Origin of the sequence: Thioclava indica, assembly GCF_000714545.1 — a bacterium.
GTDB classification, from domain to species: Bacteria; Pseudomonadota; Alphaproteobacteria; order Rhodobacterales; family Rhodobacteraceae; genus Thioclava; species Thioclava indica.
The window spans coordinates 134760-150242 of record NZ_AUNB01000051.1; the positions used below are offsets into that span (position 1 = coordinate 134760).

The following is a 15483-nucleotide window of genomic DNA, read 5'->3' on the forward strand; positions in this document are numbered from 1 at the left end:
ATCCATCGGGAGAAAGCCATGTCGCTGTCCATTTCCGGCAAGACCGCCATCGTTACAGGGGCCGCCCATGGGATCGGGCTGGCTGTTGCGCGCCATTTCCTGGATCGCGGCGCGCAGGTGATGTTTGCCGATATCGACGAAGATAAACTGGCCTCTGAACTGGGAGACAGCGCGAAATCTGAAGGTCCAGCGCGCTATTTCGCCGGCGATCTGTGCCAGAAGCTGACGGTGAAAAACCTGCTGTCGGCCACTGTCGATGCCTTTGATCGCATTGACATTCTGGTCAACACCGCGCGCGGTTTCGCGCCTTGTGACCCGCTTGATCCCTCGACCGCAGTGCTTGATGATATGCTGTCGAAAAACATGAAATCCTCGCTGCGAATTTCGCAGATGACGGCCAAGCGGATGATCAAGCAGGCCGAGGATGAGGGGCGCGAAGAGGGCGAGATCGGCTCGATCGTGAATGTCTCCTCGCTGGCCTCCAATATCACCCAGCCGGGATTGATGGCCTACTCCATCGCCTGCGCGGCGCAGGATCAGTCGATCCGTTCGCTGGCCGTGGCGCTTGCGCCCCATCGCATCCGCGTCAATGGCGTGTCCTTTGGCTCGGTGATGTCGCGCTCGTTGCAGGACGCGCTCAAGGAGAATGAGGATTGGCGCGAGGCGATCTGTGCAGGCACGCCGCTTGGCCGGATCGCGCCGCCTTCGGAGCTGGCGGAGACGGTGCAATATCTGGCCTCTTCCGGGGCGAGTTTCGTCACCGGTCAAATCATCAAGATCGACGGCGGGCGCAGCTTGCTGGATCGCGTTCAGGTGCCCGCATTTTGAGCGCGCGATAAGCGGCGCTTATTTCGCGCAGGCCAAATTAAGCACTGCTTATTTGCTCTCTTCAGGATAAAGCGCGCGGCACTGCGCGATCTGGCGCTGGGCCAAAGCGGTCAAGTCGCGCTTTTTCGCGATCAGATTGTCACGCTTGCGGGTCTCGATCACCGGATCAATCGGCACGGCGCGGCGGCGCGTGATGGTATGGTCCTCAAGGCACATACGCGGCTTTTCGATGATTTTGTCGCCCTTCTTGATCGTGCGCGTGCCGCAGACTTCCCAGCGGCTGATGGTGGTATCGTAGCTTTGCCAGGCGTAGCCACGCGCAAGATTGGCCTGTACCTCGCCCAAAAGCGTATCGACCCGGCGCAATTCGGATGTCGATTGGCGGATGCAGCGTTCTTGCGGCGTGCCGCAAGCGGTCAGCGCGATCAGGGGAATCATCAGGAAGGCAAGGCGCATCGCGGGTCTCCTTTGCCCCAGCTTAACGCGCAGGCAAGTTGCAATCAATCGCGCCCTTTTCGCGCAGGCACCGCCCTGATATGGATCGCGCAACCCCAAAGGAGGCCGCGATGACCGACGCACCCGAAGATTTCGACGCCCGAAAGGCGCAGGCCAGCCAGTGGTTTTCCGATCTGCGCGACAGGATTGTCGCCGGATTTGAGGGGCTTGAGGGCAGCCACGCCCAAGGTCCGCTATCGGATGCCGCGCCGGGGCGGTTTGAGGTCACGCCCACCGAGCGGCGCGGCCCCGACGGCGAGGATCACGGCGGGGGCAAGATGTCGGTGATGCGCGGCGGGCGCGTGTTTGAGAAGGTCGGGGTGAATATCTCGACCGTCTGGGGCGAATTGGCCCCGCGCGCGCAAAAGGCGATGGCCGCGCGTGGCGTTCCGGGGATGGAGGCCGATCCGCGTTTCTGGGCCAGCGGCATCAGCCTTGTGGCGCATCTGCAAAACCCGCATTGCCCTGCCGTGCATATGAACACGCGGATGTTCTGGACGCCGGGCGCGTGGTGGTTTGGTGGTGGGGCCGATCTGAACCCCTGCATCGAATATGACGAAGATACCGCGCATTTTCACGCTCAGATGAAAAGCGCCTGCGATGCCCATGACAAGAGCTATTACGATCATTTCAAATCTTGGGCGGATGAGTATTTCTTTATCCCCCATCGTGGTCGCGCGCGCGGCGTTGGCGGGATCTTTTACGATGATCTCAACACCGAGGACTGGGACGCGGATTTTGCCTTTACACAGGCTGTGGGCGCGGCGTTCCTGCCCGCCTATCTGCCGCTGATCGAAAAACGCCGTGTGCAGGATTGGTCCGAGGAAGACCGCGAAACGCAACTGCGTCATCGCGGGCTTTATGCCGAATATAACCTTGTCTATGACCGTGGCACGAAATTCGGCCTTGAGACCGGGCATAACGCGGATGCGGTGTTGATGAGCCTGCCGCCCGTGGCAAAATGGTACTAAGCGCAGGGCGTTAAGGGGGGCGCTGCCCCCTCTGGCCTGCGGCCATTCACCCCCGGGATATTTGGATCAAGAGGAAGGGGGGCGAGATGGGGTCGTTGACGCTTGAGGTGCTGTTTGCTTTCGCGCTGGCCTCGGTGTTGATCGAACTGACTCCGGGGCCGAACATGGCCTATCTGGCGCTGATTGCTGCCTCTGAGGGACGCCGCCCCGGTTTGGCCGCTGTGGCAGGCGTCGCGCTGGGGCTGAGTGTGGTGGGCGTGGCGGCAGCGCTGGGGGTTGCGGCCTTGGTTAGCGCCTCGGATCTGGCCTATGAGGCGTTGCGCTGGGCGGGCGTTGGCTATTTATTGTGGCTGGCGTTTGATGGCTGGCGTGGGGCGGGGCGCGAGACGATTGACTTTGCACCGCTAGGATCAAGCAATTGGCGCTATTTCCGGCGCGGGCTGATTACCAATCTGCTGAACCCCAAGGCGGCGGTGTTTTACGTCGCGGTGTTGCCGACCTTTTTGGTGGCGCGTGACGCCGTGTTGGGTGAAGTGTTAATCCTGTCGGGGATTTATGTCGGCGTGGCGACTGCGATCCATGCGGGTATCGTGCTGGCGGCAGGGGCCGCGCATCGGTTTTTTGACGATCCGGCCCGCGCGCGCCGGTTGGGGCGCGCGCTGTCGTTGGCTTTGGCGCTGGTGGCGATCTGGTTCGCGTTCAAGACCGCGCGCTAGCCGCCCCGGATCGTTTCGACCATCAGCGCCACGTTTTCGGGATCGGCATCGGGCGTGATGCCGTGGCCGAGGTTAAAGATGTGTGGCCCGTTCTTGAACGCCTCGACGACATGGCGGGTTTCATCCACCAGCGCCTGACCGCCCGTAACCATGTGACCAGGTGCCAGATTGCCCTGCACGCAGCCCGCGATTTGCACATTCGCAGCACCCCATTCCGGCGTGATCGAGTTGTCGAGCGCGACGCAATCGGCACCGGTTTTCTCATGGAAGCCGATATAGCCCTCGCCCGCCTCGCGCGGGAAAGCGATCACGGGCAATTGCGGGAAGCGTGCCTTGAGTTCGGCGATGATCTTGCGCGTGGGTTCAACCGCGAAATCGTGGAAATCGTCGCCCTTGAGACTGCCGGCCCAAGAATCAAACAGCTTGACCACTTCGGCACCGGCCTCGACCTGTTTGGACAGGTATTCGATGGTCGACTCGGTCAGCAGGTCGATAATTTTGCAAAAAGTTTCGCGATCTTGCGATTTCAGCGCATGTGCGGGGCCTTGATCCTTGGTGCCTTGCCCCGCGATCATGTAGGTCGCCACCGTCCACGGCGCGCCCGCAAAGCCGATCAGCGTCGTCTCGCTGGGCAATTCACGGCTGAGGATTCCGACCGTTTCATAGATCGGCCCTAGCGTGTCGTGAATGTCGTCCTTGGTTTTCAGCTTGGCGAAATCGGCGGGCGTTGTGGTTGTGGAGAGGCGCGGCCCCTCGCCGGTGACAAACCACAGATCAGCGCCAAGTGCCTGAGGTAGCAACAAAATATCGGCAAACAGGATCGCCGCATCAAAGCCGTAACGCCGGATCGGTTGCAAGGTTACCTCGGCGGCGAGTTCGGGATTGTAGCACAGCGATAAGAAATCGCCGGCCTGTGCGCGGGTGGCGCGATACTCGGGCAGGTAGCGCCCGGCTTGCCGCATCATCCAGACCGGGGGGGTCGGCAGCACTTCACCATTGAGTGCCCGCAGGATCGTTTTCTCAGCCATATGCGTCTCCTCTTTGCCCCTTTCATCGCGACCTGTGGCGACATGTCAAGCGCGCGCCGTCTTGCGCGGGCCATCTGTCGCGGGTAAGCGGGAGGAATGATGCAGATGCCCGATGCGAAATCCCCGCTCAAGATCGGCACGCGCGGCTCGCCTTTGGCGCTCGCGCAGGCCTATGAAACACGTTCGCGCCTGATGGCGGCCCATGGCCTGCCCGAGGCTGCCTTTGAGGTCGTGGTGATTAAAACCTCGGGTGATGATCGCGCGCAGATTGCTGCGGACATGTCGCTGAAGGAAATCGGTGGCAAGGGGCTGTTTACCAAGGAAATCGAAGAGGCGATGGTTGATGGCCGCATCGACATTGCCGTGCATTCGATGAAGGATATGCCCACCGAGCAGCCCGAGGGGTTGATCCTGAACTGCTATCTGCCGCGCGAGGATGTGCGCGATGCGTTTGTCAGCCTTAACCACGCCGGAATTGCGGACCTGCCCGAAGGCGCGGTCGTTGGGTCTTCCAGTCTGCGGCGGCGCTCGCAATTGGCCTATCGCCGCCCCGATCTGAAGCTGGTGCAGTTTCGCGGCAATGTGCAGACACGTCTGAAAAAGCTGCAAGAGGGCGTGGCCGAGGCGACGTTTCTTGCGATGGCGGGGCTGACCCGGCTGGGGATGCTTGAGGTTGCGAAATCCGCGATTGCGCCCGAAGAGATGCTGCCTGCGGTGGCGCAAGGCGCGATTGGTATTGAGCGGCGCGTGTCAGATGCGCGCAGCGAGGCGCTGCTGGCCCCGATCCACCATCTGCCCACGGCGCAACGCCTTGCCGCCGAGCGCGCCTATCTCGCGACGCTGGACGGATCTTGCGAGACGCCTATTGCCGGACTTGCGATTATCGAGGGCGACGAGCTGTGGTTGCGCGGCGAAATCCTGCGCCCCGATGGCTCCGAGGCGATCTCGGGCGAGGGGCGCGCCTCGATTTCCGAGGGCGCGGCTTTGGGCGATGATCTGGCGCGGCGCTTGTTGGCCAAGGCCCCGACGGGCTTTTTCGACTGGCGCTAAGCCCCCCTTGAATTTGCCCGCAAACGGGGGCAATGGGGGCGTATGTTTGCCCCGTTCCGCCCGATAATCAAAGATCCCGCGCTGCGTTTGGCCGCTGTGCTGTTGGTGCTGTTTGGCGCACATGCGGCGACGATGGCCCCCTATGTATCTGCCCTTGCGATCAGGGTGTTTGGCCTGTCTGACAGCGCCTATTCGGCGGTGTTGCTGGTAGCCTCGGTGCTGTCGGTTTCAGCCTCGGTGGGGCTGGGGATACTGGCGGATCAGCGCGCCAATCGCCGCGCCATTGCGCTTGGCACATCCGCGATGCTGATCGCGGGGTCGGGGCTGGTGCTGGCGGGCGATAATGCGGTGGTGTTCGTGATCGCCAATGCGCTGATCCTGCCGCTCTCGGCGTCGATTTTCGGCCAGCTTTTCGCGCTGTCGCGGCTGGCGGCGTCGACCCATCCCGAGCGAGACCGTCCCGCGATCTTGTCCACTCTGCGTGCGCTGTTCGCACTGCCGTGGCTGATGGTGCTGCCGATTTGGGCGGTGGTGTTTGATCATGGCGCGCCGCTGACCGCGATCTATCCGGTGACGCTGACGCTGGGGATCTTGATCGTTGCGCTGACACTGGCGTTCTGGCCGCGTGATGGTGCGACTCGCTGGCCCGACCCGAAATCGGGCCTGACCTTTCGCCAATCCCTGCGTGAAATGGCGAACCTGCCGATCTTGAGCCGCGTTGTGGCGCTGGGCACGATTAACGGCGCGGTGATGTTGTATCTGGTGGTGATGGGGCTGGTCTTTGCCGCCACGCCGGGGCGCGGAGCGTCTGATACAGCCCTTTATGCGGGGCTTCTGGCGGGGCTGGAAGTGCCCTTCATGCTGGCGCTGCCGGTGCTGGTGGGGCGGGTCTCGCGCACGTCGCTGATCTGGGTAGGGGCGGCGCTTTACGCGCTGCATCTGGGGCTGCTGCCGCTGCTTGCGCCCACGCCCTTTGTCTGGCTGCTGACGATTCCGGGCGCGGCAGGAGGCGCGGTCGTGCTGACCCAGCCGATGGCCTATCTGCAAGACCTGCTGTCCAATCGCCCCGGCGCTGGGGCCTCGTTGATGGCGCTGCAAAAACTGGCGGGCGATGCGTTTTCCGCGGCTGTTTTTGCGATTGGCACGGCGCTAGCGGGCTACGAACTCGCCGCCGCAGCAGGGGCCCTTCTTGGGGTGATCGGCGCGGGCGCGCTTTGGGCGATGGATCGACGCGCTGCACGCAGCTGATCCCTTTCATCTAGCCCTAAATACTCCCGCCGGAGGCTCCTGCGATCAGCCCAGAACGCGGCGCTCAGCGATCGGTCGGCACCTTGGCTAACAATTCCAGCACTTTCGGTCCCAAAACCGCCACCACCTTTTTCACACCCGCAGGCGAGGGGTGAATGTTGTCGGCCTGCATCAGATCCTGCTTGGCGCGTTCTTCCAGCGACGTTGCCATGATCGGGGCCAACAGATTGGGCACCAAGACTGCGTCATATTTCTTGGCCAGATCGGGATAGATCGCGTCGAATTCGCTTTGATAATCGGCCCCGTAATTGCCCGGCGCAGGAAGGCCAGCCAGCAGCGCGGGGAGGTCCTTGTCCTGCAAATCCGCCAGGATCGCATCCAGATTTCGCCGCGCTTCCGAGGGCGGCAGCCCGCGCAGCAGATCATTACCGCCAAGCGCCACGATCACCGCCTTGATGTCGGGCGTCAGCAGCCAATCGAGCCGTGAACGCCCGCCCGCCGTGGTGTCACCCGACACACCGCCATTCACCACCGTCACATCGGCCCCATGCGCTTGCAGCCAGTCCTGCAATTGCGGCACCAGCCCGTCGGCGGGATTGTCCAGCCCGTAGCCCTGCGTCAGCGAATCGCCCAGTGCGAGAATTTTGGTCTGTGCCGCCACGGGCAGGGCCAGTAGCGCCGAGAGAAGAATTCCTGCCCCCAAATGGTTGCGCATCTTACCTTTCGGCCCATATCCCTTTGAAGCAAAAGAAAGACAGGTGGCCATGGCTGATACGATCCTCGCGCTTAAAGACGCAAAACTTGCGCTGGCAGGCAATGCGGGCCCGGTTGAAATCTTGCGCGGGATCGATATCGCGATCGAGCGGGGCGAAAGCGTTGGGCTTACGGGGCCTTCTGGGTCGGGCAAATCGTCGCTCCTGATGTTGATGGGCGGGCTGGAACGCGCCACCTCTGGGTCGGTTATGGCATTGGGTCATGATCTGTCGGCGATGTCCGAAGATGATCTGGCCCGCTTTCGTCGGGGTAATATGGGGGTGGTGTTCCAAAGCTTCCACCTTATCCCGACAATGACGGCGCTGGAAAATGTCGCGATGCCGCTGGAAATCGCCGGAGAGCCCGATGCGTTTGCCCGTGCCGAGGCGGAACTGGAGGCCGTGGGCTTGGGGCATCGCGGCCATCACTACCCCTCGCAAATGTCGGGCGGAGAGCAACAGCGCGTCGCGTTGGCGCGTGCCGTCGCCCCGCGCCCCGCGATCCTGCTGGCGGATGAACCGACGGGCAACCTTGATACCGCCACGGGGGCCACGATCATCGAGCTGCTGTTTGGCCTGCAAGAACGCAATGGCGCGACGCTGATCCTTGTCACCCATGCGCCTGATCTGGCGGCGCGCTGTGACCGGATCGTTGAGCTGCGCGATGGTTTGGTTCTGACAGGTGCGCTCGCATGAAGCTGGCTTTGATTATCGCCCGACGTGAGCTGCGCGCGGGTCTGCGCGGCTTTTGGGTCATGTTGCTGTGTCTGATGCTGGGGGTGGCTGCGATTGCCGCCGTGGGGCTGGTGCGCGGGGCGATCACCTCGGCGCTTGGTGATCAGGGCGCGGTGCTGCTGGGGGGCGATGCGCAATATGAATTCACCTATCGGCGCGCCAAACCTGACGAGTTGAAATGGATCACCGATCACGCCACGGCTGTCTCGGAGGTGATTGATTTCCGCTCGATGTTGTCGACTGGCAGCGGCGCGGCCGAGCGCGCGCTGACGCAGGTCAAGGCGGTGGACGGGGCCTATCCGCTTGCGGGGCAACTGGTGCTGGATCCGCCTTTGGACAAGGATGCGCTCAAGGGCGAAAACGGCGTTCCCGGCATCTTCCTTGATCCGATCCTGGCCGACCGTCTGGACTTGAAACCCGGCGATCCGGTGCGTTTGGGTGGGCAGGATTTCGTGATGATGGCGCGGATCGTGCGCGAGCCTGACAGCACCGGCACCGGTTTTGCGCTGGGGCCGCATTCGATTGTGGCGCTCGGCGCAATTGAGGGCACGCCGCTGCTTGCGCCCGGCTCGCTGTTTGAAACCGAATACCGCGTGACCCTTCCGCCGGGCACCGATCTGGCACTGGCCAAGCGCCAAGCCGAAAGCCATTTCAAGGATGCGGGCATGCGCTGGTCGGATCGCCGCCGCGCGGCGCCGGGCGCGCAGCGCTTTGTGGATCGGCTCGGCTCGTTCTTGGTGCTCGTTGGGTTGGCGGGGCTGGCGGTGGGCGGTGTTGGTATTTCTGCGACCGTGTCGTCTTGGGTCGAGCGCAAATCGGGCACCATCGCCACGCTGCGCGCGCTTGGCGCGACGGGCGCGACGATCCGCGCGGCGTTCCTGATCCAGCTCATTGCGCTGGGCGTGGTGGGGATTGCCGCCGGGCTGTTTCTCGGCGCGGGACTGGTTTTTGCCGCTTCGGGCATGATCGAAAACGCGCTGCCGATCCCGGTCGATATTCGCCTGCAACCGGGCCCACTGGGCGAGGCGGCGCTGTATGGCGCACTGATTGCCGCGATTTTCGCGCTGTGGCCGCTGTCGCGGATGGCGGCGATGCGCGCGGCGACGCTGTATCGTGACACGATGAACGGTCGCCGCCTGCCGCCTTGGCCGACGATGGCACTGACGGGGGCGCTGCTGGTGGGGCTGGTCGTCGTTTCGGCGTGGTTCTCGGGGCTTTGGGGGCTGACGCTGGCCAGCCTTGGCGGCATCGCGCTGGCGCTGGCGATCCTGAGCATTGCGGCTTGGGCGATCCGGCGCGGCGCACGCGGCGCGCAACATCTGGCGCGCGGGCGGCCCGCCTTGCGCGCGGCTCTGGCGGCGATTGGCGGGCCGCGATCCGAGGCGCGCTCGGTCATCCTGTCGCTGGGGCTTGGCCTGTCGGTTCTGGCCGCTGTGGGGCAAGTCGATGCGGGGTTGCGCGGGGCGATTGCCAATGATCTGCCCAAGATCGCGCCGGCCTATTTTGTGCTCGACATCCAGCCCAATCAAATCGACCCGTTCAAGGCGCTACTGGCCAAGATACCGGCGGTCACCAAAGTCGAATCCGTGCCGATGCTGCGCGGCGTGATCACCCAGATCAATGGGCAGGATGCGCGCAAGGTCGGCGGTGAACATTGGGTGCTGCGCGGAGATCGCGGCGTGACCTATGCGCAGGAACCGCGCGAGAAACTGACCGCAGGTAAATGGTGGCCGAAAGGTTATGACGGTCCGCCGCTCGCCAGTTTCTCGGCGAAGGAGGCCGAGGAGATCGGCTTGAAACTGGGCGACAATATCACCGTCAACATTCTTGGGCGCGCGATCACGGCCAAGGTCACTTCGTTTCGCGATGTCGATTTCTCGACGGGCGGGATCGGCTTTGTGCTGACGCTTGATCCGGCGGCGCTGCAAGGTGCGCCCCATACATGGCTCGCCACGATCTACGCCCCGCCGCAGGCTGAAGCGCAGGTGATGCGCGAGCTTGCCACGGCGTTCCCCAATATCACCGCGATCCGGGTGCGCGACGCGATTGCGCGCGTCACCGATGCGCTGTCTGCGATTGCGCGCGCGACCTCGCTGGCGGCCTCGGTCACGCTGCTGACGGGCTTTGTCGTGCTGATCGGCGCGGCGGCGGCGGGGGAGCGGGCGCGCGCTTGGGAGGTGGCAATGCTCAAGACCCTTGGGGCCACACGCGCGACAATCCTGTTCAGCTTTGCGCTGCGCTCGGCGCTGATGGGGGCGGCGGCGGGGCTGGTCGCGATTGCCTTTGGCGGGCTGGCTGGCTGGGCGGTGGTCGATCTGGTGATGGGGACGACCTATCACTTCGCGCCGATCCCCGCGCTGATTATCGTGGCGGGTGGCGTTCTGGCGACACTGGCGGCTGGGCTGGTTTTCGCGCTGCGCCCGCTTGCGGCGCGCCCGGCGGGAGTGTTGCGCGCCTCTGAGTAACGGCGTGCGGATTGCACTTTAGGGATGCCTCCGGCGGGAGTATTTTTAGCTAGATGAAAGGGTGGGTGGTCCCTATTTCATCTGGCCCTAAATACTCCCCGCGGAGCGGCCTGCGCTAACCATGCGCGCCGCAGTTTGGGTCAGCGCAGCCCGGTTTACTTCAGCATCCCGCGCTTTTTGGCCTCGTAGTAGTAACCGCGCGCATACCATGTCACCGCGCGATCTTGCGACCCGTCCGAGACCAGCCACGCGCCGCGTAGATATTTTACGCCGTATTTCAGATTGGTTTCGGCATCGAGCAAATCGCTTGCATCGCCGCGAAACCCCATGCCGCGCGCGGTTTGCGGCAGGATTTGCATGAGCCCGTAATACGGGCCGTTGCGCGCGCTGGGATGGTAGCGGCTTTCGCGCTGGATCACGCGATGCGTCAGGCTGCGCGGCACTTCGTAGTGATCGGAGTACTTGTTGATCAGGGCGCGCAGTTGTGGCGTCTCGTTGCGGTGCAGCGGTATGTTTTGCTCCGGTTTCGCCCGCGGGCGCGTGCCGCCTCCGCACGCGGCGAGGCTGGCGAGGGATAGCAAGATAAGGCGGCGTGACAGCATAAGGTGCTCCGGCAGGATCTAACCGGTAGAAAAGCCCTAGATGTGCGCCAAGGAAAAGGGGGCTTGGCGCGCATCGGCGCGCAATCGCCGATCAGCGTGCCGCGCGGCGAAGCCGGAGCGCGTTCGAGACCACGAAGACCGACGAAAACGCCATCGCCCCCGCTGCCAGCATCGGCGACAGACCGGGACCGCCAAAGGGCACGAGGATGCCCATCGCGACCGGAATGAGCGCCACGTTATAGGCGAAGGCCCAGAACAGGTTTTGTTTGATATTGGTCATCACGGCGCGCGACAGGGTCAGTGCGCGCGCCACGCCTTGGGGATCGCCGCCCATCAGCACGACCTGCGCGGCCTCGATCGCGACATCAGTGCCGGTGCCGATGGCTAGTCCGACATCGGCGGCAGCCAGCGCGGGGGCGTCGTTGATGCCGTCGCCGACGAATGCCACGGGGCCGTGGCTGCGCAGGCGGTCGATGGCATCGCGTTTACCGTCGGGGAGCACCTCGGCCTCGACCCGGTCAATGCCTAGCGTATCGGCCACGGCCTGCGCGGTGGCGCGGGTATCACCGGTGACCATCGCGACTTGCACGCCTGCGCGATGCAGCGCGGCGATGGCGGCGCTGGCCTCGGGTTTGATCGGGTCGGACAGCGCCATCAGCGCGACGGGCTTGTCATCAAGCGCCATCCAGACCGGCGTGCGTCCTTTGGCGGCAAGCGCCTTGGCGTCTGCGGCAAAGGCGGTGATGTCGGCACCTGCTTGCGCCATCGCCTGCGCGTTGCCAAGCCACAGCAGCGCGCCCTTGGCCTGAGCGCGCAGCCCCATCCCTGCGAGCGCCTTGACGCGCTTGACCGGCGCATGGGCAATGTCGCGCGCGGCGGCGGCGTCAAGGATCGCGCGCGCCAGAGGATGTTCCGAGCGCGCCTCGGCCCCTGCGGCCAGCGCAAGGATCTGGGTTTCGGACAGATCCGCCAGCGGGAGCAGATCGCTGAGCGCGGGCTTGCCTTGGGTCAGCGTGCCGGTTTTATCAAAGCCGATGATCTTGACCTCGGCCAACCGTTGCAACGCATCGCCGCGCCGGAACAGCAGGCCCAGTTCCGCGCCCCGCCCGGTGCCCACCAGGATCGAGACCGGCGTGGCCAGCCCCATCGCGCAGGGGCAGGCGATGATCATTACCGAAATCGCAGCGACGAAGGCATGGGTGAACCCCATCCCCGCCAGCAGCCAGATCGCGAAGGTGCTTAGTGACAGCGCCATCACAACGGGCACGAACACCCGCGTCACGCGATCCACCAGCGCCTGCACGGGCAGTTTCGCGCCCTGCGCCGCCTCGACCATCGCGATGATGCGCGCCAGAACGGTATCGCCCCCGGTGGCGGTCACGCGATAGCTGAGCGCGGCCTCGCCATTGATCGTGCCGCCGGTGATCGTGTCGCCCTCGGCTTTGCTGACCGGAATGGGCTCTCCGGTGAGCATGCTCTCATCGATATGGCCCGCGCCTTCGGTGATCACCCCGTCTAGCGCGACGCGTTCGCCCGGTGCGAGTAGGAGTATATCGCCGGTGGCGAGGGCGCTGATCGGGCGTTCCTCGGTGCCGTTTGGTGTTTGCACGCGCGCGGTTTTGGGCTGCAATCCGATGAGGCGTGAGATCGCCTCGCCCGCACGGCCCTTGGCGCGCGCCTCCAGCCAGCGGCCCAGCAAGATCAGGGTGACGATGGTGGCGGCGGCCTCAAAGTAGACGCCGCGCACTGAGGCCGGGAACAGCCCCGGCGCAAGCGTGACCAGCGCGGAAAAGACAAACGCGGCGAGCGAGCCCATCGCGACGAGCGAGTTCATCTCAGGCGCGCCGCGCAGCAGCGCGGGAATGCCGGTGCGCAAGAACATCCGCCCCGGAAAGGCCAGCACCAGCGTCGTCAGCGCCATCTGGATCCACCAGCTTGTGCGTTCGCCGATCGTGGCGGCGATCAGATGATGCACGCCGGGGATCAAATGCGCGCCCATCGCCAGCGCAAAGACCGGCAGCGTCAGCGCCAGTGCGATCAGGAATTGACGTTTGAGGTGGTTGGCCTCGGCGGCTTGACGCTGCGCGAGCGGGGCGGGGGCGTCGGCTTGGTCTTTCACGCGCGCAGGGTAGCCAGCAGCGGTGACGGTCCTGGCCAGATCATCGGGCGTCAGCGCGCCCTCGACATAATCGACCTGTGCGCTTTGGGTGGCCAGATTGACCGTTGCCGTCGTGACACCGGGCAGCGCGCCAAGCGCGCGTTCCACCCGTCCGGTGCAACTGGCGCAGGTCATGCCCTTAATATCCAGCCGGGCGGTTCCCGTCGCCGCCGGATAGCCCGCACCGTCCAGCGCGGCCACCAGATCGGCAGGCGTCGCAGGCGCGTCAAATTCGACATCGGCACGGCGCGCCATCAGATTGGCGCTGGCCTGCTGCACGCCGGGCACGCCCATTAGCGCGCGCTCGACCCGCCCGGTGCAGGATCCGCAATGCATCGCGTCGATGGTAAAACTGGTTTTGGTCATGGTGTTCGCTCCTGCGCCTCATGTGATGCGGGGCTCGGGTGCGGTCAAGCGTCGCGCCATACATTCGAACTATTGAATTTGTTTTGGCGGGATGTTATCTGAGCCTCAAACGTATTCCCTTTATGTGGAGCCTTCCGATGAACCTCGACCGCGCTATTTTCGCCTTTGCTGGCGTCATGATTCTGATTTCCGTGCTGCTGAGCGCGTTTGTGTCGATCTATTGGCTGTGGTTCACCGCTTTTATCGGCGCGAACCTGCTGCAATCGGCTTTTACCGGGGTTTGCCCCGCCGCTTGGATTTTCGGCAAGTTCGGCTTGAAATCGGGCTGCGCTTTTCAAAAGTAAGGCGGATTGGTCACGCAGTCGTGCTTATCTAGCCTTGCGGGCGCGCAAGAACTTGAGAGGACGGGGCGGCTTTGCTAGCCTCGTCCTTAAGTTTTTGCCGCACCCTTTCTGTATGCGGAGTTTCAGGAGTTGCCGATGGATCGCCGCGCCTTTGTTTTCTCGCTTGCCGCTTTGCCGTTTCTTAGCGCGCCGGGTTTTGCCCTGACGCCGCCAATTGAAACCGATGCCCCGAAAAAATGGCCGATCGGGTCGCAATATTACCCCATCAAGGTGCGGGTGAAGCCCGATCTGGCGGTGGGTTCGATCATTATCGTTTCGGATAAGTTTTTCCTGTATCACATTACCGCGCCCGGCGTGGCGATGCGTTATGGCGTGGCGGTGGGCAAAGCCGAGCTGAAGTTTCGCGGGCAGGCCGTGGTGGCGCGCAAGGTCGAATGGCCTAGCTGGAAGCCGACCCCGGAAATGATCGAGCGCAGCCCCGAGCATTACGCGAAATATGCCGACGGGATGCCGGGCGGGCCGCAAAACCCGTTGGGGGCGCGCGCGATGTATCTGTATCAGAACGGCCATGACACGGCGATCCGTATCCATGGCACGACATCGCCCAGCTCGATCGGGCATGCGGTGTCAAATGGTTGTATTCGCATGGTCAATGATCATGTGATCGAGCTGTTCAACACCGTCCCCGTGGGCACGCCGGTCACCGTTTACTGATGCAACTCGACTCTGTCGCGCAGATCGCGGATCTGGATTTCGACACGATCATCGACGTGCGCTCCCCGTCCGAGTTTGCCGAGGATCATATTCCCGGCGCGATCAACCTGCCGGTGCTGGATGACGATCAGCGCGCGCGGGTGGGCACGATTTACAAACAGGTGTCGTCCTTTGATGCGCGCAAGATTGGCGCGGCTTTGGTGGCAGAGAATGCGGCGCATCACTTGCGTGAGGCCTTGGCGGACAAAGACGGCGGCTGGCGTCCGCTGGTCTATTGCTGGCGGGGCGGGCAGCGCTCGGGGTCGTTCACCACGATCCTGCGTCAGGTGGGCTGGCGCGCTGAACTGGTCGAGGGCGGGTATAAAACGTGGCGGCGGCTGGTGGTTGACGCTTGCGCCGCGCCGATGCCGTGCCCGGTCGTGGTGCTGGATGGCAATACCGGATCGGCCAAGACCGATATTCTGAAATCGGCGGCCGCGCAGGGCGCACAGATGATCGACCTTGAGGGGTTGGCCAATCATCGCGGCTCGTTGTTTGGGGCGCGCGCGGGCGGGCAGAGCAGCCAGAAGGATTTCGAATCGCGGCTGGCGCGCGCGATTACGGCGCTTGATCCGGCGCGTCCGGTGTTGCTGGAGGCGGAGAGTTCGAAGATCGGCGATCTGCAACTGCCCAAAGGGATTTGGGGCGCGATTTGTAGCGCGCCGCGTATCCGCATCACCGCGCCGCTGGCCGAGCGTGCCGCCTATCTGGCGCGCGCCTATGGCGACATCACTGCCGATAGCGCGCGCCTGAGCGCCGTGATCGACAAGCTGCGTCCGTTTCAATCCGCCGAGCGGATCGAGCGCTGGCAGGCGCAGGCGGCGGCGGGGGAATTTGCCGCATTAGCGGGTGAGTTGATGGCCGATCACTACGATCCGCGCTATGAAAAACACCGCGCGCGGCAGGCGTTTGACGAGCAGATTATTGAGGCGCCTAGTCTTGACGCTGACGCAATCGAAGGTTTGGCGGGGC

General features: G+C 63.8%; 15 protein-coding genes. 10 read left to right on the forward strand and 5 right to left on the reverse strand.

Annotated elements, in window-relative coordinates; all coding sequences use genetic code 11:
* Nucleotides 1-18 precede the first annotated feature (18 nt).
* Entirely contained in the window at nt 19-828 is an 810-nt protein-coding gene (locus tag DT23_RS14475) for an SDR family NAD(P)-dependent oxidoreductase (RefSeq protein ID WP_038132311.1), read from the forward strand.
* 48 nt (nt 829-876) lie between these two features.
* On the opposite strand, the gene DT23_RS14480 is transcribed toward DT23_RS14475, so the two are convergent.
* Nucleotides 877-1284: a hypothetical protein gene (locus DT23_RS14480; RefSeq protein ID WP_038132313.1), complete on the reverse strand. Its 408-nt coding sequence runs from the start codon at nt 1282-1284 to the stop codon at nt 877-879.
* Between the two features lie 110 nt (nt 1285-1394).
* Between DT23_RS14480 and hemF the strand changes: the two genes are divergently transcribed.
* Nucleotides 1395-2294, forward strand: a complete 900-nt coding sequence (hemF, locus tag DT23_RS14485) for an oxygen-dependent coproporphyrinogen oxidase (RefSeq protein ID WP_038132374.1) — start codon at nt 1395-1397, stop codon at nt 2292-2294.
* 86 nt (nt 2295-2380) lie between these two features.
* A complete protein-coding gene (locus tag DT23_RS14490; protein WP_038132315.1) occupies nt 2381-3010 on the forward strand; it encodes a LysE family translocator in 630 nt (209 codons plus the stop codon).
* Here the strand turns inward: DT23_RS14490 and hemE are convergent.
* Nucleotides 3007-4038, reverse strand: coding sequence for a uroporphyrinogen decarboxylase (gene hemE, locus DT23_RS14495; protein WP_038132317.1), 1032 nt, complete (start codon nt 4036-4038; stop codon nt 3007-3009). The genes DT23_RS14490 and hemE overlap by 4 nt on opposite strands.
* Nucleotides 4039-4143: 105 nt before the next feature.
* Between hemE and hemC the strand changes: the two genes are divergently transcribed.
* Together hemC and DT23_RS14505 are read left to right on the forward strand one after the other, a co-directional pair.
* Nucleotides 4144-5088 carry a hydroxymethylbilane synthase gene (gene hemC / locus DT23_RS14500; protein ID WP_051697325.1) on the forward strand — a complete coding sequence of 315 codons (945 nt, stop codon included), beginning with the start codon at nt 4144-4146 and terminating at the stop codon, nt 5086-5088.
* 42 nt (nt 5089-5130) lie between these two features.
* A complete protein-coding gene (locus DT23_RS14505) occupies nt 5131-6336 on the forward strand; it encodes an MFS transporter (protein ID WP_038132321.1) in 1206 nt (401 codons plus the stop codon).
* A 64-nt stretch (nt 6337-6400) separates the two neighbouring features.
* On the opposite strand, the gene DT23_RS14510 is transcribed toward DT23_RS14505, so the two are convergent.
* A complete protein-coding gene (locus DT23_RS14510) occupies nt 6401-7051 on the reverse strand; it encodes an arylesterase (protein ID WP_081847209.1) in 651 nt (216 codons plus the stop codon).
* Between the two features lie 49 nt (nt 7052-7100).
* On the opposite strand from DT23_RS14510, the gene DT23_RS14515 reads away from it, so the two are divergent.
* The gene (locus DT23_RS14515) at nt 7101-7784 is read left to right on the forward strand and encodes an ABC transporter ATP-binding protein (protein ID WP_038132325.1); all 684 of its coding nucleotides are present in this window, start codon (nt 7101-7103) and stop codon (nt 7782-7784) included.
* The gene (locus DT23_RS14520; RefSeq protein WP_038132327.1) at nt 7781-10288 is read left to right on the forward strand and encodes an ABC transporter permease; all 2508 of its coding nucleotides are present in this window, start codon (nt 7781-7783) and stop codon (nt 10286-10288) included. The genes DT23_RS14515 and DT23_RS14520 overlap by 4 nt, the downstream gene beginning before the upstream one ends.
* A 155-nt stretch (nt 10289-10443) precedes the next feature.
* Here DT23_RS14520 and DT23_RS14525 read toward each other — a convergent pair whose 3' ends face one another.
* Nucleotides 10444-10890: a lytic transglycosylase domain-containing protein gene (locus DT23_RS14525; protein ID WP_156023969.1), complete on the reverse strand. Its 447-nt coding sequence runs from the start codon at nt 10888-10890 to the stop codon at nt 10444-10446.
* 91 nt (nt 10891-10981) lie between these two features.
* Nucleotides 10982-13414: a heavy metal translocating P-type ATPase gene (locus tag DT23_RS14530; protein WP_038132329.1), complete on the reverse strand. Its 2433-nt coding sequence runs from the start codon at nt 13412-13414 to the stop codon at nt 10982-10984.
* Between the two features lie 137 nt (nt 13415-13551).
* Here DT23_RS14530 and DT23_RS14535 point away from each other — a divergent pair, with 137 nt between their 5' ends.
* From DT23_RS14535 to mnmH, 3 genes are all read left to right on the forward strand, one after another.
* On the forward strand, nt 13552-13758 hold the full coding sequence (locus DT23_RS14535; RefSeq protein WP_038132330.1) for a YgaP family membrane protein: 207 nt from the start codon (nt 13552-13554) through the stop codon (nt 13756-13758).
* 135 nt (nt 13759-13893) lie between these two features.
* Nucleotides 13894-14472, forward strand: a complete 579-nt coding sequence (locus DT23_RS14540) for a L,D-transpeptidase (RefSeq protein WP_038132331.1) — start codon at nt 13894-13896, stop codon at nt 14470-14472.
* Nucleotides 14472-15483 (forward strand): tRNA 2-selenouridine(34) synthase MnmH (gene mnmH, locus DT23_RS14545; RefSeq protein WP_051697319.1); only part of this gene is annotated, 1012 nt, incomplete at its 3' end. The genes DT23_RS14540 and mnmH, both read left to right, overlap by 1 nt.